Source organism: Geothrix terrae (assembly GCF_022808775.1).
GTDB classification, from domain to species: domain Bacteria; phylum Acidobacteriota; class Holophagae; order Holophagales; family Holophagaceae; genus Geothrix; species Geothrix terrae.
Genome location: NZ_JAKZLA010000001.1, coordinates 453,880 through 472,029, shown reverse-complemented (window position 1 = coordinate 472,029; position 18,150 = coordinate 453,880). Strand labels below are relative to the sequence as shown.

Annotated in this window: 19 protein-coding genes; 12 read left to right on the top strand and 7 right to left on the bottom strand. The window is 67.1% G+C overall.

Going from position 1 to position 18,150, the window contains the following annotated elements:
* Nucleotides 1-12 precede the first annotated feature (12 nt).
* The 5 genes from udk (at nt 13) to MLE42_RS02215 (ending at nt 3,249) form a co-directional block, all read left to right on the top strand.
* Nucleotides 13-666, top strand: coding sequence for a uridine kinase (udk, locus tag MLE42_RS02235; RefSeq protein ID WP_243286243.1), 654 nt, complete (start codon nt 13-15; stop codon nt 664-666).
* Complete coding sequence (locus MLE42_RS02230; protein WP_243286242.1) at nt 644-976, top strand: rhodanese-like domain-containing protein; 333 nt, start codon at nt 644-646, stop codon at nt 974-976. The genes udk and MLE42_RS02230 overlap by 23 nt, the downstream gene beginning before the upstream one ends.
* A complete protein-coding gene (locus tag MLE42_RS02225) occupies nt 976-1,605 on the top strand; it encodes an NUDIX hydrolase (protein ID WP_243286241.1) in 630 nt (209 codons plus the stop codon). The genes MLE42_RS02230 and MLE42_RS02225 overlap by 1 nt, the downstream gene beginning before the upstream one ends.
* A 140-nt stretch (nt 1,606-1,745) precedes the next feature.
* Nucleotides 1,746-2,243, top strand: a complete 498-nt coding sequence (locus MLE42_RS02220) for a YajQ family cyclic di-GMP-binding protein (protein ID WP_243286240.1) — start codon at nt 1,746-1,748, stop codon at nt 2,241-2,243.
* Nucleotides 2,244-2,253: 10 nt separating this feature from the next.
* Nucleotides 2,254-3,249, top strand: coding sequence for a polyprenyl synthetase family protein (locus tag MLE42_RS02215; protein WP_243286239.1), 996 nt, complete (start codon nt 2,254-2,256; stop codon nt 3,247-3,249).
* Nucleotides 3,250-3,259: 10 nt separating this feature from the next.
* Here MLE42_RS02215 and MLE42_RS15970 read toward each other — a convergent pair whose 3' ends face one another.
* Together MLE42_RS15970 and MLE42_RS02205 are read right to left on the bottom strand one after the other, a co-directional pair.
* Nucleotides 3,260-4,615: a TPR end-of-group domain-containing protein gene (locus tag MLE42_RS15970; protein ID WP_275975639.1), complete on the bottom strand. Its 1,356-nt coding sequence runs from the start codon at nt 4,613-4,615 to the stop codon at nt 3,260-3,262.
* A 195-nt stretch (nt 4,616-4,810) separates the two neighbouring features.
* Complete coding sequence (locus MLE42_RS02205) at nt 4,811-6,292, bottom strand: type IV pilus twitching motility protein PilT (RefSeq protein WP_243286238.1); 1,482 nt, start codon at nt 6,290-6,292, stop codon at nt 4,811-4,813.
* Between the two features lie 101 nt (nt 6,293-6,393).
* On the opposite strand from MLE42_RS02205, the gene sucC reads away from it, so the two are divergent.
* The 6 genes from sucC to MLE42_RS02175 all read left to right on the top strand — a co-directional run bounded on the left by sucC (nt 6,394) and on the right by MLE42_RS02175 (nt 11,766).
* Nucleotides 6,394-7,551 carry an ADP-forming succinate--CoA ligase subunit beta gene (gene sucC / locus MLE42_RS02200; protein ID WP_243286237.1) on the top strand — a complete coding sequence of 386 codons (1,158 nt, stop codon included), beginning with the start codon at nt 6,394-6,396 and terminating at the stop codon, nt 7,549-7,551.
* Between the two features lie 42 nt (nt 7,552-7,593).
* Entirely contained in the window at nt 7,594-8,466 is an 873-nt protein-coding gene (gene sucD, locus MLE42_RS02195) for a succinate--CoA ligase subunit alpha (RefSeq protein ID WP_243286236.1), read from the top strand.
* Nucleotides 8,467-8,548: 82 nt separating this feature from the next.
* Nucleotides 8,549-9,205, top strand: a complete 657-nt coding sequence (locus tag MLE42_RS02190; protein ID WP_243286235.1) for a PepSY-associated TM helix domain-containing protein — start codon at nt 8,549-8,551, stop codon at nt 9,203-9,205.
* Between the two features lie 27 nt (nt 9,206-9,232).
* Nucleotides 9,233-9,649 (top strand): acyl-CoA thioesterase, encoded by a 417-nt coding sequence (locus tag MLE42_RS02185; protein WP_243286234.1) that lies wholly within the window; start codon nt 9,233-9,235, stop codon nt 9,647-9,649.
* 18 nt (nt 9,650-9,667) lie between these two features.
* Nucleotides 9,668-10,546 carry a radical SAM protein gene (locus MLE42_RS02180; RefSeq protein WP_243286233.1) on the top strand — a complete coding sequence of 293 codons (879 nt, stop codon included), beginning with the start codon at nt 9,668-9,670 and terminating at the stop codon, nt 10,544-10,546.
* On the top strand, nt 10,546-11,766 hold the full coding sequence (locus MLE42_RS02175) for a CapA family protein (protein WP_243286232.1): 1,221 nt from the start codon (nt 10,546-10,548) through the stop codon (nt 11,764-11,766). The genes MLE42_RS02180 and MLE42_RS02175 overlap by 1 nt, the downstream gene beginning before the upstream one ends.
* On the opposite strand, the gene MLE42_RS02170 is transcribed toward MLE42_RS02175, so the two are convergent.
* The 5 genes from MLE42_RS02170 to MLE42_RS02150 form a co-directional block, all read right to left on the bottom strand.
* Nucleotides 11,763-12,320, bottom strand: coding sequence for an HD domain-containing protein (locus tag MLE42_RS02170; RefSeq protein WP_243286231.1), 558 nt, complete (start codon nt 12,318-12,320; stop codon nt 11,763-11,765). The genes MLE42_RS02175 and MLE42_RS02170 overlap by 4 nt on opposite strands.
* Before the next feature lie 8 nt (nt 12,321-12,328).
* Nucleotides 12,329-13,159 carry a tRNA pseudouridine synthase A gene (locus tag MLE42_RS02165; protein WP_243286230.1) on the bottom strand — a complete coding sequence of 277 codons (831 nt, stop codon included), beginning with the start codon at nt 13,157-13,159 and terminating at the stop codon, nt 12,329-12,331.
* A gap of 2 nt (nt 13,160-13,161) precedes the next feature.
* Entirely contained in the window at nt 13,162-13,560 is a 399-nt protein-coding gene (locus MLE42_RS02160) for a response regulator (protein ID WP_243286229.1), read from the bottom strand.
* Between the two features lie 31 nt (nt 13,561-13,591).
* Complete coding sequence (locus MLE42_RS02155) at nt 13,592-14,443, bottom strand: PHP domain-containing protein (RefSeq protein WP_275975638.1); 852 nt, start codon at nt 14,441-14,443, stop codon at nt 13,592-13,594.
* Nucleotides 14,444-14,557: 114 nt separating this feature from the next.
* Nucleotides 14,558-16,081: a cellulose synthase family protein gene (locus tag MLE42_RS02150; RefSeq protein WP_243286426.1), complete on the bottom strand. Its 1,524-nt coding sequence runs from the start codon at nt 16,079-16,081 to the stop codon at nt 14,558-14,560.
* Between the two features lie 126 nt (nt 16,082-16,207).
* Between MLE42_RS02150 and MLE42_RS02145 the strand changes: the two genes are divergently transcribed.
* The gene (locus MLE42_RS02145) at nt 16,208-18,109 is read left to right on the top strand and encodes a serine/threonine-protein kinase (protein ID WP_243286227.1); all 1,902 of its coding nucleotides are present in this window, start codon (nt 16,208-16,210) and stop codon (nt 18,107-18,109) included.
* Nucleotides 18,110-18,150 lie beyond the last annotated feature (41 nt).

The following is an 18,150-nucleotide window of genomic DNA, read 5'->3' as shown; positions in this document are numbered from 1 at the left end:
ATTGGGGGACACATGATCGACAGGCCGATGCTGGTGGGCATCGTGGGAGGCTCGGGCAGCGGGAAGACGTCCGTGGCGGTGGAACTGGTGAAGCGACTGAAGCGCCGGTCGGTGGTCACCCTCCTGCTGGACATGGATGCCTACTACGCCCCGCTGGAACTGGTGAAATCCCGCTTCGACGGCCTGCCCGTGAACTGGGACCACCCCCACGCCTTCGACCTGGAGCTCATGGCCGCGCACCTGGCCGCCCTGCGCCGCGGGGAGAGCATCCGCAAGCCGACCTATGATTTCACCATCTCCGACCGGACCGGCTGGGGCGACCCGCTTCCGCCGGGGCAGGTGGTCATCCTGGAAGGCCTGCTGCTCTTCGCCCTGCCGGAATTGCGCGACCAGCTGGACATGAAGGTGTTCGTGGACACGGACGCCGACATCCGCATCCTCCGCCGCATCCGGCGGGACACGAAGGAGCGGGGTCGCAGCCTAGAGAGCGTCATGGATCAGTACGAACAGAGCGTGCGCCCCATGCACCTGGAGTTCGTGGAACCGAGCAAGCGCTGGGCGGACCTCATCGTCCCGACGGGGGTGGAGAACCGCACGGCGCTGGACGTCATCACCCACCACATCTTCAGCCGTGTGCTGGACCATGGAGATCATCCTCGTGTTTGAGCAGGGCATCCACCTTTCCCCCGAGACCTACCGGGACCTTTCTGAGGCGGTGCAGCGCCTCGATGTGCGCGAGCGGTGGGAATACGACCTGGCCCACCTTCCGGGCGCCATCCTCATCCCGCTTGGCGAGCTGGCGAGTCGCGTAGGTGAGCTGGATCCGTCCCGCCCCGTGGCCGCCTACTGCCACCACGGCTCCCGCAGCCTCCACGCGCTCCGGTTCCTGCATGGAGCAGGCTTCACGGACATCGCGCACCTGGCCGGAGGCATCGACGCCTACAGCCGCATGGATCCTTCCGTGCCGAGGTACTGATGCGGCTGCTGCACCGCCATCCGGAGGGATTCGATCCGAACACGGCCTGGACTCAGGAGTCCGAGAGCGTGCGTCAGGATTCGCGGCTCTTCAAGCAGATCGTGGCCCAGCGGCGCAGCCCCCACACGGGGCGGCAGCACGCGTTCTACCGCCTGCAGGGCCCGGACTGGGTGAACGTGGTGGCCTTCACACGGGAGGGCGACCTGCTGGTGGTGGAGCAGTTCCGGCACGGCATCGATGCCTCGACGTTGGAGATCCCGGGCGGGGGCTGTGACGCGGGCGAAGCCCCGGAGTCGGCGGCCCGGCGGGAGCTGCGGGAAGAGACGGGATTCCGATCCGACCACTGGGTATCCCTGGGCTCGTGCACTCCGAATCCGGCCACCCAGAACAATCGCTGCCACACCTTCCTGGCCGTGGACTGCGACCCGGAGGGAGCCCTGGCGCTGGATCCCGCCGAGGAACTGCAGGTCTGGGCCTGCGCCTGGCCTGAGTGGCGCGCCCGCATGGCCCGCGGCGAGGTCCACCACGCCCTGGTCCTGGCCGCTTTCCAGCTCCTGAGCCTGTGGGACGGCTGGTCCGAGCTGCAGGAGCGGCTGGAGAACCCAAGCCAACCGCGGAGACAGGATTAAGGATTAACAGGGTTCAAGCGGGGTACAACACCGCACCCACCCTGTTAATCCGGCTTTTCATCCTGTTAATCCTGTCTCGGCCTTTTCCTAAGTCAAGGCGAAGCGCTAGTCTGAAAGGTGTATCCAGATGAGGAGTGCCCATGGCCAGCGAATGCTCTTTCGACGTGGTGTGCAAGGTGGACCTGGACGAGGTGAAGAACGCCGTGTCCCAGGCCATGAAGGAGATCGGCCAGCGCTACGACTTCAAGGGCTCGGTGTCGAAGATCGAGCTGAAGGATGACAAGGTGCTGGTGCTCACCAGCGATGACGAGGTGAAGCTCAAGGCCGTCATCGACGTGCTCCAGACCAAGCTCCACAAGCGGGGCGTGAGCATCCGCAGCATGGTCTACGGCAAGATCGAGCCCGCCGCCAAAGGCAGCGTCCGCCAGGAGGTCACCATCCAGCAGGGCATACCCGTGGAGAAGGCCAAGGGGCTCATCAAGGCGCTGAAGGATTCGAAGATCAAGGTCCAGGCCAGCATCCAGGGTGACCAGCTCCGGGTGAGCGGGAAGAGCCGGGACGACCTGCAGGAAGTCATCGCCCTCTTCAAGAAGGATGATCAGGGATTGGACCTGCAGTTCACCAACTACCGGGGCTAGGAGTTCTTCGTTGAGCCGACTCGACCTCTCCCGCTACTTCCTCCCCATCGCCCCCAAGCTGGCGGGCGTGGAGGCGGAGCTCCAGCGCATCCTCCAGAGCGACGTGGAGGTGGTCCAGAAGCTGGCCGACCATGTGCGTGGCGGGCAGGGGAAGCGCCTGCGACCGGCTCTCGTGATGCTGTCGTCCCGGTTCTGCGGGGTGCCCAACGACGAGGACGTGCGCTTCGGCGCGGTCTTCGAGCTGATCCACACGGCCACCCTGGTGCATGACGACGTCATCGACCACGCCCAGCTCCGGCGGGGCATGCCCACCCTCAACCGCCTCTGGGGCAACACGCTGACGGTATTGTTCGGCGATCTGCTCTACCTGGTGGCCATGAACGAGGCCATCGCGGGCCGCAGCTGGCGGATGATGGAGATCTTCGCGGAGGTCACCACCCGCATGATCGAGGGCGAGCTCATCCAGAACGACGTCCTCTTCAAGCTGGACACCAGCCGGAAGGACTACTTCGACATCCAGGAGCGGAAGACCGCCTTGCTGTTCAGCGGTTGCACGGAGACGGGTGCCGTCCTCACGGGCCGGAGCCAGGAGGAATGCGTCGCCATGCGCCAGTACGGGCTGGAAGTGGGCCGGGCCTTCCAGCTGGTGGATGACCTCCTGGACTACACCGCCACCAGCGAGCAGCTGGGCAAGCCGGCCTTCAGCGACCTGCGCGAGGGCAAGCTCACGCTGCCCATGCTCACCCTGCTGGAGAAGGCCCCGGACGAGGCCCGGTCCCTGGTCCGGACCATCTGGGACCGGGGCGAGGAAGTGCCCATCCCGCCTGACGAGGAGGCCCGGCTCAGGGATCTCATCGCGCGGCATGACGCACTCTCCGAAACGAGGGAGCTGGCGCTCAAGGCCTCCCGGAACGCCGTCGTCCAGGTGTCGGCCGTGAAGGGGGATGACGCCACAGGAGGCCTGCTGCGGGAGATTCCCGAGGCCCTTCTGTCGCGGAGCATGTGAGGTTCCGCCCTCAGTCTCCGAGGCGGACCATCAGATCCTGGAACCGCGGGTGCGACCGGACGGAATCCAGGTCGCCGTCGTGGAGGAACCAGCCCTTCTGGGTCAGGCCGCCGGCCACCGCGCGTTCAAGGCAGTCCAGGCTCTCCTCCGGGGCGCCAGCCAGGGCGTGGATGCAGCCCAGGTTGTAGAGGAGCATGGGATCGTCGGGGTCCAGGCTCCGGGCCATCCGGGCCCAGGCCAGGCCTTTCTCCCGATCGCCCAGCGCCACCAGGGCGTTGGCCCCCAGGTAGCGGGCCCGCACATCGTCGGGCACCCGCTCCAGGCGCTCATCCACTAAGGCGAGGCCGGCCCTGCGGGCGCGTTCCGCCTCATCCTCCAGGCCCAGGCTGTGGTAGACCTGCGCCACGAGCAGGATCGCCTGGAAATCCTCCGGGCGGAGAGCCGCCGCCCATTCGAAGAACTCGATGGCCCGCTCCGGCTTGCCGGTGGCGAAACAGTGGCGCGCGTAGAAATAGGCGGCCTCGTAGAGGTTGGGATCCAGCCGGAGGGCGGTCTCGAAGGCTTCCTCCGCTTCATCGGCTAGGCCCGCCGCGGAGAGAGCCACTCCCCGGGAGGCGTGGGCCTCAGCCAGGCCGGGATCCAGTTCCAGGGCCTTCCGGCTGCATGACTCTGCCAGTTCCCTCTGCGTCTCGGCGCGATCGAGGTAGATGTAACTGTAGGCCGCGCAGTTGGCCAGGCCTGCCCAGGCGGAAGGGAAGGCCGGGTCCAGGTCCAGGGAATGCCTGAACATCTGGGCCGCGAAGCCCATGCCCTGCCGGCTGAAGCGGAAATAGTACTGGCGGCCCCTCAGGTAGTAGTCATAGGCGTCCAGTCCCACCGTGTGCCTGGTATGCCCAGGGGCGGGAACATGCAGGGCCGAGGCCACGCACCGGATGACATCGTCGAGGGTGGCGAAGAGTTCCGGGCGGCTGAAGACATAGGGCTTGGCCCAGGCCACCTTGCCCGATTTCACATCCACCAAGGTCGTGTTCAGGGTCAGGAGGGCCCCTTCTTGCATGAGCGTGCCCGCCAGGATGGCGGTGGCGTGCAGCCGCCGACCCACCTCCGCGGGCGAGAAGGGTGAGTCTCCATACCGGAAGGAGGTGGTCCTGGACAGGACCTGGAGACCTTCGATCCGGTTGAGGCCCTGAAGCACCTCATCGGCGGTGCCTTCGCCGAGATGGTCGTCGACGCCATCCGGTCGCGGGTTCAGGAAGGGCAGGACCGCGACCACCGCCAACCCCCTTCGCGCTTTCGGATGGAGCAGGGATCCCTTTATGGCGGCCGATCCATATGACCGGGGGGACTTGCCCAGGTGCAGGGTCATGTTCCACCTCCAGGACAGATGTCATGCCGTGCGGGTCCAGGCTTGCTGGATGCATCATTATGAATAGAGGAGACTTTTGGCGTGTCTCCATCGGCGGGATCGGAAACCGGAGGCCGGGGTGGATGGACACACGCACCCCCACCCGCAGGTGGTATCCAGCATGGGATGCGGGTTCAGCCGCGCAAGGGGAGGGTTCTAGCCATCAACTTCCCCCAGCCGCAGATCGAACGGGATCCCGGCCCGTTTGCAGGCCGCGATGAAGCTCTCCTTGTCGGGGCATTTGAGGTAGGCCTCCATGGGCTCCACCTTCTTATCCTTGATGAGTTCCACCAGAGAATCGTTCATGAGCTTCTGACCGTAGCTGCGGCCCGTCTGCATGGCGCTGGGGATCTGGAAATTCTTGCCTTCCCGCATGAGGTTGGCGATGGCGGGGGTGATGAAGAGGGTTTCCAGGGCCGCCAGGCGGCCGCCACCGATCTTCTTGAGCAGGTTCTGGCTGATCACGCATTTGAGGGCGTCTGCCAGCATCACGCGGATCTGCTGCTGCCGGTCCGCGGGGAACTGGTCCACAATGCGGTCGATGGTGCCGATGGCGCTGCTGGTATGCAGGGTGCCGAAGACCAGGTGGCCCGTGATGGCGGTCTCCAGGGCGATGGCGATGGTCTCGAGATCGCGCATCTCGCCCACGAGGATGATGTCGGGATCTTCGCGGAGGGCGGCGCGGAGGCCGTTCTTGAAGCTGTCCGTGTGGGTGCCCACCTCGCGCTGGTTCACGAGGCAGCCCTTGCGGGGATGCACGAACTCGATGGGGTCCTCGATGGTGAGGATGTGGTCATGGCGCTTCTGGTTGGCCAGGTCGATGATGGCCGCCAGGGTGGTGGACTTGCCGCTGCCCGTGGGGCCGGTCACCAGCACCAGGCCCTTGGAGAGGTCGCAGAGGCGCCGCACGGGATCGGGCAGGCCCAGCTTGTCGGGGTCGGGGAGCTGGTTCGGGATGACCCGGCAGACCAGGCCGGGGCCGACGCGATCCATGAAGTAGTTCACGCGCAGGCGGCAGCCGCCCGCCTCGTAGGCGTACGCGAAATCCGCGTCGTGGTGTTCCTGGAAGTGATGCCAGGCCGCTGGAGTGGCCAGGGCCTCCATCATCTCCAGCAGGGTGGCGGGTTCCAGGCGATCGAAACCCTCGATTTCCCTCATGTCCCCGTGGACGCGGACCAGGGGGGGTTCCATGGACGTGCAGTGGAGGTCGGAGCCCTGCTTCGAGAGAAGCGCCGAGAACAAACGTTCCGCCAGGGGATGGCCCTGACTCCGCTCGGACCGCAAGGGTGAGGCCGTCGGAGCAGGCGGGGGGGCGGCCGGACGGGGAGGCACCGGCCCCTGCCACTCCGCGATGAGGACCGGGATCCCACCTTCCCGATCCAGCCGGATTCCGAAGATCTGACCGTCCAGCTCGTGCTGGAACTGGGCCTTTCCTTCCATCTGCCAGGAGGCTTTGAGGTCACCGGGAACCACCTCGCCGGCCAGCACCTCCACCATCAGCGCGGGGAGGGGGTTGGGCAGGAGATCCATGGCCTCGCCGCTCTTGAGCTCGAGGCGGGGTTTCTGGTCGGCCACCAGGTGGAGGCGGCCGCCTCCGCGAGCGATGACGTGGGACAACAGCCGGTCGATCTGGGGCATGTACAGCTCCTGCTTAAAAGGATGCCACGAGTCACAGCCTTCAGGGTTCGGCCGCGCCGGCCCGGGCGGTAGACTGGAAGGCGACCTTTTCGGGAGTGAGCATGAATATCCACGAATACCAAGCCAAAGAGCTGCTGCGGCAGTACAAGGTGGCCACGCCCGACGGGAAGGTCGCCCAGGACGCTGAAGAAGCCCGCATGATCACGAAGGAGTTCGGCGGGGCCAGTGTCGTCAAGGCGCAGATCCACGCGGGCGGCCGTGGCAAGGGCGGCGGTGTGAAGTTCGCGACGGATCCCGACAAGGCCGCCGAGCTGTTCAAGGCCATGATCGGCATGCAGCTCGTCACCAAGCAGACTGGCGCCGAGGGCCGCAAGGTCCGCACGGTGTTCATCTCCAAGCCCATCGACATCGAGCGCGAGCTCTACCTGAGCTTCCTGGTGGACCGCGTCACCAGCCGGGTCACCATCCTCGCCTCCACCGAAGGCGGCGTGGAAATCGAAGAAGTGGCCGAGAAGACCCCCGAGAAGATCGTCAAAGTCGCCATCGACCCGGCCCTGGGCCTCAGCGGCTTCCAGGCCCGCCAGGTGGCCTTCGCCCTCGGCCTCGAGGGCGATGCCTTCAAGAAGGGCGTGGTCTTCCTGCAGAACCTGTACCGGCTCTTCGTGGAGAAGGACTGCTCCATGGTGGAGATCAATCCGCTGGTCGTCACCAAGCAGGGCGACGTGACCGCCCTGGACGCCAAGATCGGCTTCGATGACAACGGCCTCGTCCGCCACCCGGATGTCCTGGCCTACCGCGACCTCAACGAAGAGGCGGAAGAGGAAGTGGAAGCCAGCAAGTACAACCTGAACTTCATCAAGCTCGACGGCAGCATCGGCTGCATGGTGAACGGCGCGGGCCTGGCCATGGCCACCATGGACATCATCAAGTACTGCGGCAGCTCCCCGGCCAACTTCCTCGATGTGGGCGGCAGCGCCACCGAGGACGCGGTGAAGAACGCCTTCCGCATCATCCTCCAGGACAAGGCCGTGAAGGCCGTGCTGGTGAACATCTTCGGCGGCATCATGCGCTGCGACATCGTGGCCTCGGGCATCGTGAATGCGGCCAAGGAGATCGGCATCAAGGTGCCGGTGGTCGTCCGCCTGGAGGGCACCAATGTCGAGGAGGGCAAGAGGATCCTGGCGGAAAGCGGCCTGAACCTCATCGTCGGAGCCGACCTGAAGGACGCCGCCGAAAAGGTCGTGGCTTCGATCAAGTAGTCCATCCACGGAACCCGGAATCACATTTTCGAGAGGTATGACATGGCTGTTCTCGTGGGCAACCACACCAAGCTCATCGTCCAGGGCATCACGGGCCGCGAAGGCCTCTTCCACGCCAAGGGCTGCCGTGACTACGGCACGAACGTGGTCGGCGGCGTGACTCCCGGCAAAGGCGGCACCGAGATCGAAGGCTTCCCCGTCTTCAACACCGTCAAGGATGCCGTGGCCAAGACCGGCGCCAACGCCACCATGATCTTCGTCCCCCCCGTGGCCGCGGCGGATGCCATCCTCGAAGCCCTCGACGCGGGCATCGAGCTGGTCGTCTGCATCACCGAGGGCATCCCCGTCCTCGACATGGTCAAGGTCAAGCGGGTGCTTCCCAACTATCCCAAGAGCCGGCTCATCGGCCCCAACTGCCCGGGCATCATCAGCCCCGGCCTGGCCAAGATCGGCATCATGCCCGGCCGCATCCACAAGCAGGGGAACGTGGGCGTGGTCAGCCGCTCCGGCACCCTCACCTATGAGGCCGTGGGTCAGCTCACCGCCCTCGGCATCGGCCAGAGCACGTGCATCGGCATCGGCGGCGATCCGGTCAGCGGCACCAGCCACATCGACGCGCTGGAGATGTTCAACAACGACCCCGACACCCACGCCGTCATCATGATCGGCGAGATCGGCGGCAGCGCCGAGGAAGACGCCGCTGCCTGGGTCAAGGCGAACATGAAGAAGCCCGTGGTGGCCTTCATCGCCGGCCAGACGGCCCCTCCGGGCCGCCGCATGGGCCATGCGGGCGCCATCATCTCCGGAGGCAAGGGCACCGCCGCCGAGAAGATGAAGGCCCTCACCGCCGCCGGCATCACCGTCGTGCAGAGCCCCGCCGACATGGGCAAGGCCCTGGCCGAGCGGCTGAAGTAGCCGCTCGCCCACGACCGGAACAGGGCGGCCCCACCGGGGCCGCCCTGTTTTTGCGCCTTCACGGGGCGGGGCCGGAGGCTTCATGATGACTGTCATGACGCCCAATTCTGGTTCCCGATCCGAACCCCGCCGGAGCGCATTCCTGCGCCATCTCCGGCGCTTCCATGCCTGGGTGGGCCTGAGCGGAGCGGCCTTCGGCCTGCTGTTCGGATTGACTGGGTTCCTCCAGAACCACCGCGCCGTCATGAAGATCGAGGCGGGGCAGGTGGAGGCTCACAAGGTGCAGCTTGAGTTGGATCAGCCGCCGGCGACCATCGAGGATCTGGCGGGCATCCTCGCCACCCGGTTCGGGGTGCCCATGAGCCGCATCCGGTCGCGGGTGCTGCCTCCCAAATCCGCGCGATTCGGCGGCCAGGACGTGAAAGCCTCCGCCCAGTGGCTGATCCAAGTGGGAGGCCACGCCCACTTTTCCCGCGCCATCTACCTGCCGGGCAACCGGACCGTGGAGGTGGAGCGGAGCGATGCGAACGTCGTCGAGACCCTCCAGCGGCTGCACAAGGCCGAGGCCGGGCAGGCCGGCTGGATCCTGCTCACGGACTGCTTCGCGGGAGCCCTGGTCTTCCTTGCCTTGAGCGGGACGCTGCTCTGGACCCGGCTGGCGGGCCCGCGCCTCCTGTCCGCCATCCTGGCCCTGGGTGGGCTGGTCACGGCCATCCTCGTCGCCTCCAGAGCCTGGTAGCGCCGCTATGCTGGGGACGGAGGGCTCGTGCTGATATCCAGAGAGATGGTCCTGGACCAGGACATCGGACTCAACGCCACCCTCTTCGGCGGGGACATGATGTCCCGCATGGACAAGGTGGCGGGGATCACCGCCTCGCTCATGTCCCGGAACCGACGGTTCCTCACCCTCAAGGTCTCCGAGCTGGTCTTCCACAGCCCCGTGCGGGCCGGGGAGATCATCGAGTTCTACGTGGCGGTCGCCCGTCAGGGGCGCACCAGCATGACGCTCCAGATCGAAGTGCAGGTCTACCAGCCGGTGTCTGATGCCCGGCGGGCCGTCACCAGCGGCGAATTCGTCATGGTGGCCGTGGACGAAGGGCAGCATCCCGAGCCCATCCTATGGAAACCCGAGGCGGTCCAGGCCGCGGCGGAGGCCCACCGGGCGCGGAGCGGCCAGGCCTGAAGGGCGTATCCTGGTGGCATGACGGATCTCATCAAGGCCCATCTGGATCACCGCCGCGTCTGGCGGGATTTCGACTATTGCTACCCTGTGATTTCACGCCGGAGCCGCGGGGTGAGCCTGGGCGTGAACCTGAACCCGGACAAGGTCTGCAACTTCAATTGCGTCTACTGCGAGGTGGACCGCCTCACGCCCGCCAAGCGGAAGGATCTGGATCTGGACCTGCTGGACAAGGAGCTGGGCCTGCTGCTGGATCTGGCCACCAGCGGCGAGATCTACGGAATCCCGCCCTTCGATTCGGCCCGCCCCGAACAGCGGCGGCTCAACGACATCGCCTTCAGCGGCGACGGCGAACCCACCACGGCCCGCGAGTTCGCCGATGTGGTGGCGAGGGTCGCCAGCCTCAAGAAGCATCGCGGCCTCGACCTGGTGAAGCTCGTGCTCATCACGGATTCCAGCCGTCTGCAGGCCCCCGAGGTGGTGAAGGGTCTGGAGACGCTCATGGCGAACCAGGGTGAGATCTGGGCCAAGCTCGACGCAGGCACCGAGGCCTTCTACCGCGAGATCTGCCGCAGCCAGGTGCCCTTCCAGAAGATCCTCGACAACCTCCTGGCCACGGCGCGGCGCTGGCCCATCCTCATCCAGACCCTCTTCCTCAGCTGGAAGGGGCAGGGGCCCTCCGCCGCCGAGGTGGCGGCCTACTGCGACCGGCTCGAGGCCATCCTGGCCCAGGGCGGCCGGCTCCGGGCCATCCAGCTCTACACGGTGGCCCGGCCCACGCCGGAAGCCGAGGCCCGCCCGCTGTCCCGGCAGGAGATGGACGACCTCGCGGCGCAGGTGGGCACCCGGCTGCCCAGCCTGCCGATCGAGGTCTACTACGGGCCGGAGGCCTGGGGCTGATGCGCTCCCGATGGCCATTCGCCGCCGCGATCCTGGCGGCGGGGCTGGGCACCCTGGTGGGCTGCCGTTCCCGCCGCACGCCCCCGCCGCCATCTCCGCCGCCGCGCCTCCGCCTGGTGGCCGTGGGCGACATCCTCATGCACCAGGACGTCAAGGCCTCCGCCGAGCATGCCCCCCAGGGTTTTCCGGCGCTCTGGGCGGATCTCGTGCCCCTCTTCCGTGGCGCGGACCTGGCCTTCGGCAATCTGGAGACGCCCGTGGCGCCCACCACCGGCCGTCCCGGCGTGCCCTTCCAGTTCAATGCCCCGGCGGTCCTGCCGGGCGCCCTTCGGGCAAGCGGATTCACCGTGCTCTCCACGGCCAACAACCATGCCTTCGATCAGGGGGCGAAGGGCGTTCGCGAGACCCTGGACCGCCTGAGGGCCGAGCAATTGCTCGCGGTGGGCAGCGGGGAGGACCGGCCCAAGGCGGAGGCGCTCCAGATCCTGGAGCGGCAGGGCCTCAAGGTGGCCTTCCTCGGCTTCACGGACATCTTCAATGTGAACCTCGACCGCAAGGCCACCGAGCCTTGGGTGCGCCCCCTGGACCTGGAACCCGCGGTGGCCGCCGTGCGGGACGCGCGCTCCCGGGCGGACCTGGTGGTGGTGAGCGTCCACTGGGGCAACGAGTACCAGCGCCAGCCTACGAAGCGCCAGCGGGACATCGCCCGGCGGCTGGTGGAAGCCGGCTGCGACCTGGTGCTGGGCCACCATCCCCACGTCCTGCAGCCCGCGGAAATTCTGGAGGCAGGTGGCCGCAAGGCCCTGGTGGCCTATTCCCTGGGCAACTTCATCAGCAACCAGGACCGCATGTACCGGGCCGACCTGTTCCCGGTGGCGGGGGGCGATAGTCGCGATGGCGCGGCGCTCCAGGCCATCTTCGAGCAGCGCCGGGACCTGGATGGGCGGCCGCACGTGGCCCTGGCCGAAGCCTCCTTCGAGCCCCTGTGGACCGAGAACAACTGGGGGGCTCCCGCCGCGAAACGCGAGATCCGCGTCATCCGCGTGGCTGCCGCCGAGGCCCGGGCACGGGCGGAGGTGGAGGCCCTCTCGACGCCTCAGGAGGGCCCGGAAGCCCAGGCCCGCCGGGCGGCCCTTCTGGAGAGGCAAGAATACCTCCGGACGCTCATCCTCCGGCGGCGGCGGATCGCCGAGACCCTGGGCGAGGCATTTGTCCGCTAGGCCAGGCCCAATTCCGCTCGGTTCTCGTGCAGCACGGCGATGATGCGGGCCAGGTGCTCATCTTCGGTGCCTCCCACGGCCTCCAGGAGCATGCGGAAGCCCTCAGCGACCTCGAAGCGGTCCACGCCCGCGGCGAAGGCCTTGTCCTTGAGCTTCTTCTTCACGCTCTTCGGCTCCAGGCCCTCGGTGCGGGTGGGGCGCACCAGGGCGCAGGCCATGACGAAGCCCGTGATCTCGTCCGAGGCCAGCAGGGCTTTATCCAGCAGGTGGTCGTAGGGGACGTTCCAGCGGGTGTAGTGGGCGCTGATGGCGTGGGCCAGCTCCGTCTCGCCCCGCTCTCGGAGCCAGGCGACGATGCGCTTGGGGTGCTCCTCCGGCCAACTGTCGTAGTCCGCGTCGTGCAGCAGGCCCGCCAGGCCGAAGCGCCCGGCGTCCTCTCCCAGCTTCTCGGCGAGGTCGCGCATCACCAGCTCCACGGCCCGGGCATGGGTCCGCAGCTTCTCGGAGGGCGTCCACTGGCAGAGCAGGGTCCAGGCTTCATCGCGGGTGAGCATCACGGGCCTCAGGAGATGGGGATGGCCGGGCTGGGCAGCGCGGGTTCGGGATCCCCGGGATAGCGCACGGACTCCAGGAACAGGCCGGAGGCCGGAGCCGCCTTGGCCGCCCAGTACAGGTTCGCCGCCTCGGTGGGCGCATGAAGGTCCTCCAGCACACGGCGGGGCTCTTCCTCGCCCAGGGCGCAGGCCACCGCGGCGCCGACCATGCGCCGCACCTGGCGGCGGAAGAAGTGGGTGGCTCGGACCCGCAGCAGTATGAGGGATCCGGATTCGGCGACCTCGCAGCGGAGGATCCGGCTCAGCCCATCCTCCTCGGCGTCCAGGTCCGCGAAGGAGCCCAGATCCTGGTCGCCCTCGAAGGCGGTCCAGGTCTTCCGCAGCCGGTCCAGGTCCAGGCTGCGCTTCACCCACCAGATCCAGGGCTTGCCGAAGGCGCTGCGCCGTCGGCTGATCTGGTAGAGGTAGGTGCGGTCGACGGCGTCGAACCTGGCGTGGAAGCGCGGTGCGCAGGACCGGACGTCGCGGATGGCGATGTCCTGGGGGAGGGTGGCGTCGAAGATCCGGCGCAGCTCGCCGGGCCTCGGCGCGCCCTTGGTCTCCAGGTGCAGGTGAGCGACCTGGCCCAGGGCGTGCACGCCGGCGTCCGTGCGCCCAGCGCCGCCCAGGTAGACGAGGCGCAGGCCCGCTTCGTGGATCGCATGCTCCAGGCTGCCCGCCACGGTGCGGACGCCTTCGCGGGTCTGCTTGGGGCCTTGCTTCTGCCAGCCGTGGAAGCGGCTGCCGTCATATTCCACCAGCAGGCGGAAGGCGGTGTAGGGCACGGGTTTCGCAGCCACCTTCAGGCTCCGGCGACGGATTTCACCGCCTCGATGAGGGCCGCGGGATCGTGGATCGGCTTCGAGATGTAGCCTTCTGCGCCAGTCAGCTCCAGGTACTTCTCCCGGTCACCGAACATGGCGTGGGCGGTAGCCAGCAGCACGGGAATCCGGCGGGTGGCCTCGTCCCCCTTGAGCAGCTTGGTGATGAAGATCCCGTCCACCTTCTGGCCCTGGTAGCTCGAGCGGGAAAGGCTCACGTCCATGATGATGGCCTTCAGGTCGGCCTCCCGGGCGAGCCGGAGGATCTCATCAACTTCCTCCGACACCAGCACCTCGTAACCGCCCTTCTTGATCAGCACGGTCTGGATGAACTTGATGTTGATCGGGTCGTCCTCCACCAGGAGGATTCGCTCTGCCATGGCTGCCTCGTTTGCACCAGCCTATCGGCAATCAGTGGTAAGTTCCGTCTTTTTGCTGTCTTTCCAGGTCGTCCAGAAGGCTGTCCGGCACTTTGAGGCCGCCCCGGCCCGCGCCCAGGCGCAGGCCCGGCTTGTTGGCGCCGTGGTAGTCGCTGCCACCGGTGACCACCATGCCCAGGCGCGCCGCCAAGGCCACGAAGTGCTTCTGCTCCGCCGCCCGGTATTCGCCGTAGTAGCCCTCCAGGCCCTCCATCCCTTCGTGCTGGAGATCCTTCATGGCCTCGTCCCAGCGGAAGGAGCCGCCCGCGAAGCGTCCCGGATGGGCCACGACGGGCACGCCGCCGGCTTCGCGGATCCAGCGCGCCGCCTCCGCGGGGCTCAGTTCCTCCCGCGGCACAAAGCCGGGGCAGTCGTCTCCGATGAGACGCTCGAAGGCCTCGGGCGCCCGCTTGACGAAGCCCCGGGCCGCGAGGGCCTTGGCGAAATGGACCCGGGAGATGAGGGGGGTCTCGGCCTGGGCCTGGACATCTTCGTAGGTGATGTGGCAGCCCAGCTCGGCCAGGCGGGTGAGCATGCGGCGATTGCGATCATCCCGGCGCAGCCTTAGCTCGTCCAGGCGGTCCTGGAATCGGGCGTCGGCGGGATCCACCAGGAGACCGAGCACGTGCAGGGAACGGCCCAGGAAGCGACAGCTCAGCTCGGTGCCCACCAGGAGGCGCACCTTCACCTTCGGCTGCATGGCCAGGAACTCCGGGATGCCGCCCAGGGTGTCGTGGTCCGTGAGGCAGAGGGCCGTCAGCCCGGCTTCCTCGCCAAGCAGCGCCAAGCGCTCTGGCGTATCAGTGCCGTCTGAATGGAGGGTATGGCAGTGGAGGTCGATCAATGGGTACCAGGTGGATGGGGGGTACCAGGTGGATGGGCTCGCACCGGGGACGCCTCCGGCACGGACCGGAACGAGGACCCGGGGCGGGGCAGGGCCCCAGCTCGAAAGCTCGCGCTACTGGACGAAGTTCGAGGCGCTCTGGGCGTCGTCCACAGGCTCATCCATGGCCAGGCGGCGGAACAGCTTCACGTCGGCCAGGGACAGGATGCTCATGTAGGAGAAGCCGCTGAAGAAGAGCCAGAGGAAGGGCACGGAGGCCCACTTGCGGATGTAGATGGCCACGAAGAGGGCGACGAAGTAGTAGATCGCGAAGCCCAGCTCCAGGAAGGTCAGCAGGCTCTTGGGCACCTTGTAGGCCCGCTTGGTGACGGACTTGCCGTTGGCATCCACGCCGTACTTGGGAGTGCGCTTGAACTCCTTGTCGTCCGTGAAGAAGCCTTCCATCACGGCCTTGGCCTGGTTCAGGGCGAGGCCGATGCCCAGGCCCATGAGGCCGGGGATGTACTTCAGGCGGGTCTTCCAGCCGGTGTTGTCGGTCAGCTCCTTCTGGGAGAGGCCGAAGTAGAGGCCGACGCTCACCGCGTTCAGCAGGAAGAAGGGGCCGTCCGTGAGCAGCAGGACGTGCATAGGCGTCCCGGCCCGGAAGATCATGCTCGGCACCATGATGACGCTGAGGATCACCATCAGGATGTAGTTGCAGTTGGCGGTCAGGTGGAACCAGCACTCCAGCTTGGTGTGCAGGCTCTCGTCGGACTTCCAGATGGTCTTCATGAGCTTGCGGATGACCTGGGCATTGCCCTTGGCCCAGCGGTGCTGCTGGCTCTTGAAGGCGTTGACCTCCACGGGCAGCTCGGCGGGAACGACGAGGTCCTTGAGGTAGACGCCCTTCCAGCCCTTGAGCTGGGCGCGGTAGGACAGGTCCGCGTCCTCGGTGATGGTGTCGTGCTCCCAGCCGCCCGCGTCCGCGATGGCGGAGACGCGCCACATGCCGGCGGTGCCGCTGAAGTTGAAGAAGGCATGGGACCGGTGGCGGGCCGTGTGCTCGAAGACGAAGTGGCCGTCGAGCAGGATGGCCTGCACCTGGGTCAGCAGGGAGAACTCGCGGTTCAGGTGGGCCCAGCAGCCCTGGACGAAGGCCACCTTCCCGTCGGCGAAGTGAGGCACGGCCTTGCGGAGGAAGTCCTCGGTGGGCAAGAAGTCCGCGTCGAACATGGCCACCAGCTCGCCCTTGGCGACCTTCAGGCCTTCGGAGAGGGCGCCGGCTTTGAAGCCCGTGCGATCCGTGCGGTGCAGATAGTGGATGTCGAAGCCCAGGGCCTTGTAGCGGTCCACCACGGCGCTGGCCACCTTGACGGTCTCGTCCGTGGAGTCGTCCAGCACCTGGATCTCGAGCTTCTCCTTGGGCCAGTCCATCTTCACGACGTGGTCCATGAGGCGCTCGATGACGTTCATCTCGTTGAACACCGCCAGCTGCACGGTGACCACCGGCAGGTAGGTCGCGTCGCCCACGGGCTGCGGCACGTCCTTCTTGTGGCGGTAGTAGAGCAGCAGCATCCAGAGGCGGTGCGCCCCGTAGATACTCAGGATGGTGAGCAGCGTGAAGTAGGTGCCGAGCACGATGGTCTTGACGACTTCCATCACGGAATAAACCTCCCACGGCCCGGGCCAGCGGACCTGCCGTTATTGTGCCATGGGGAGTCGGAAAAACCACGAAAAACATGACAATCTACCACTTCATCCCGATGCGTCCGGTAGGATGCTGGCATGGCCGACCTCGACAACTTGAACCTCCCCAGGACCATCGGTCGCTACCAGGTCCTTCGCCTCCTGGGCTCGGGGGCCATGGGCAGCGTGGTGCTCGCCGAGGATCCCCGCATCAAGCGGAAGGTGGCCATCAAGCTCATGAAGCTGGATGCGGTGCGGACCGAAGCCGACCAGCACGAGCACCTGATGCGCTTCCAGCGCGAGGCCGAGGTGTCCGGCCTGCTGAACCACCCCGGCATCGTGGCCATCTACGATGTGGGCGAGGAGGAGGGCCACGGCCCCTTCCTGGCCATGGAGTACGTGCCCGGCAAGCCTCTGGACGGGCTGATGAAGGAAGGCGGCCCGCTGCCGAACAAGGAGAAGCTCCGCATCGCCGCGGGCATCGCCGAAGCGCTGGACCACGCCCATGCCAAGGGCATCGTCCACCGGGACGTGAAGCCCGGGAACGTCATGGTGGGCGAAGACGGGCGCACCAAGCTCATGGACTTCGGCATCGCCAAGCGCGAGGACGCCAGCCTCACCCAGACGGGCACCTTCCTCGGCACGCCCAGCTACGCCAGCCCTGAGCAGATCCGCGAAGGCAAGGTGGACAGCCGCTCGGACATCTTCAGCTTCGGCGTGCTGGTCTTCGAGCTGATGAGCGGCCAGTCCCCGTTCCCCGGCACCTCCATCAACACCATCCTCTACCGCATCGTCAACGAGCCGCCCGTGGAGGTGCAGCCACCGGTGCTGGGTGTCCTTCCCGACGGCTGGCACCGGGTCTTCGACAAGGTGCTCTCCAAGCATCCCGAGGACCGCCACCCCACCTGCACGGCCTTCGTGCGCGACCTGCTGGATGCCGTGACCGACATCGCCAAGGAGGACCGCCGCGAGCTTCTGGGCATCCTCAAGATGAACGGCGAGGCTCCCATCCCGGCCATCCGCTCCACCGCCTACGACGAGACCATGGTGGTGGCCCGTCCCGAGCCCCGCGGCGCCGGCCGGATCTGGATCGCGGCGGCCGCCGTGGCCATCCTGGCCGTGGGTGGCTGGTTCATGTTCCGGGGCCCGAAGGCCGCCCGCCTCCAGATCAATTCGCAGCCCACGGGCGCCAAGGTCTTCGTGAACGACCTGGCCGTGGGCGCCACGCCCATGAACCAGCCCCTCCAGGCGGGCGACACCCTGCGGCTCGAGCTCAAGGGCTTCCGGCCCCTGACCTATGCCTTCAAGCCCGGTGAGGCCCCGCCCGTCTTCCCACTGGAGCCCATCATCAGCGAGGAGGTCATCGATTCCGTGCCGCCCGGAGCCACGGTGGTGCTGGATGAGAAGGCCCAGGAGGGCGTGACGCCCCTCAAGGTGCGCTGGAACCAGGGCCAGCCCCACCGCTTGACCCTCACCAAAGAGCAGCTGGGCTTCGCCTCGGATTTCGCCCCCGGCGAGGTCCCGGCCGGCCGTGCCTTCGAATTGAAGGAGGCCTCCACCGCCGACACGCGCCAGGAACCGGCCCTGGACCCCAACTCCCCCGGAACCCTCAAGCTGGCCGGCGCCTTCGGCGTGCGCGTGAAGGTGGATGGCAAGGACATGGGCGATCTCGCCCCCGGCGCCAAGCTACCCCTGCCTCCCGGCACCCACAAGGTGGAGCTGGCCAGCGCCAGGCACTACTTCAAGGACAGCCGGAGCCTCAGCGTCACCGCCGGCCAGACCCTGCCCCTGAACCTGCCCGCCCTCGCCACCCTCACCGTCGAGACCTTCCCCGGCACCGGCAAGGTCCTCGTGGACGGCCAGGACACCGGCATCGAAAGCGACGGCAGCGGCGTCAAGCTCGCCGAAGGCCGCCACACCATCACCGTCCGAGGCCCCAAAGGCAGCAAGAGCGAGACCGTGGAGGTGCGAGGGGACAAGGGGTTGAGGTTCCCGCTGTGAGCTGAGAGAAGGAAGGAGGGCCTCGGACCTTCTCAGATTCT

Bases quoted from the DNA above. Each gene is read 5' to 3' on its own strand.
- udk (WP_243286243.1), top strand. From the start codon at position 13: ATGATCGACAGGCCGATGCTGGTGGGCATCGTGGGAGGCTCGGGCAGC.
- MLE42_RS02230 (WP_243286242.1), top strand. From the start codon at position 644: ATGGAGATCATCCTCGTGTTTGAGCAGGGCATCCACCTTTCCCCCGAG.
- MLE42_RS02225 (WP_243286241.1), top strand. From the start codon at position 976: ATGCGGCTGCTGCACCGCCATCCGGAGGGATTCGATCCGAACACGGCC.
- MLE42_RS02220 (WP_243286240.1), top strand. From the start codon at position 1,746: ATGGCCAGCGAATGCTCTTTCGACGTGGTGTGCAAGGTGGACCTGGAC.
- MLE42_RS15970 (WP_275975639.1), bottom strand. From the start codon at position 4,615: ATGACCCTGCACCTGGGCAAGTCCCCCCGGTCATATGGATCGGCCGCC.
- MLE42_RS02205 (WP_243286238.1), bottom strand. From the start codon at position 6,292: ATGCCCCAGATCGACCGGCTGTTGTCCCACGTCATCGCTCGCGGAGGC.
- sucC (WP_243286237.1), top strand. From the start codon at position 6,394: ATGAATATCCACGAATACCAAGCCAAAGAGCTGCTGCGGCAGTACAAG.
- sucD (WP_243286236.1), top strand. From the start codon at position 7,594: ATGGCTGTTCTCGTGGGCAACCACACCAAGCTCATCGTCCAGGGCATC.
- MLE42_RS02190 (WP_243286235.1), top strand. From the start codon at position 8,549: ATGATGACTGTCATGACGCCCAATTCTGGTTCCCGATCCGAACCCCGC.
- MLE42_RS02180 (WP_243286233.1), top strand. From the start codon at position 9,668: ATGACGGATCTCATCAAGGCCCATCTGGATCACCGCCGCGTCTGGCGG.
- MLE42_RS02175 (WP_243286232.1), top strand. From the start codon at position 10,546: ATGCGCTCCCGATGGCCATTCGCCGCCGCGATCCTGGCGGCGGGGCTG.
- MLE42_RS02170 (WP_243286231.1), bottom strand. From the start codon at position 12,320: ATGCTCACCCGCGATGAAGCCTGGACCCTGCTCTGCCAGTGGACGCCC.
- MLE42_RS02160 (WP_243286229.1), bottom strand. From the start codon at position 13,560: ATGGCAGAGCGAATCCTCCTGGTGGAGGACGACCCGATCAACATCAAG.
- MLE42_RS02150 (WP_243286426.1), bottom strand. From the start codon at position 16,081: ATGGAAGTCGTCAAGACCATCGTGCTCGGCACCTACTTCACGCTGCTC.
- MLE42_RS02145 (WP_243286227.1), top strand. From the start codon at position 16,208: ATGGCCGACCTCGACAACTTGAACCTCCCCAGGACCATCGGTCGCTAC.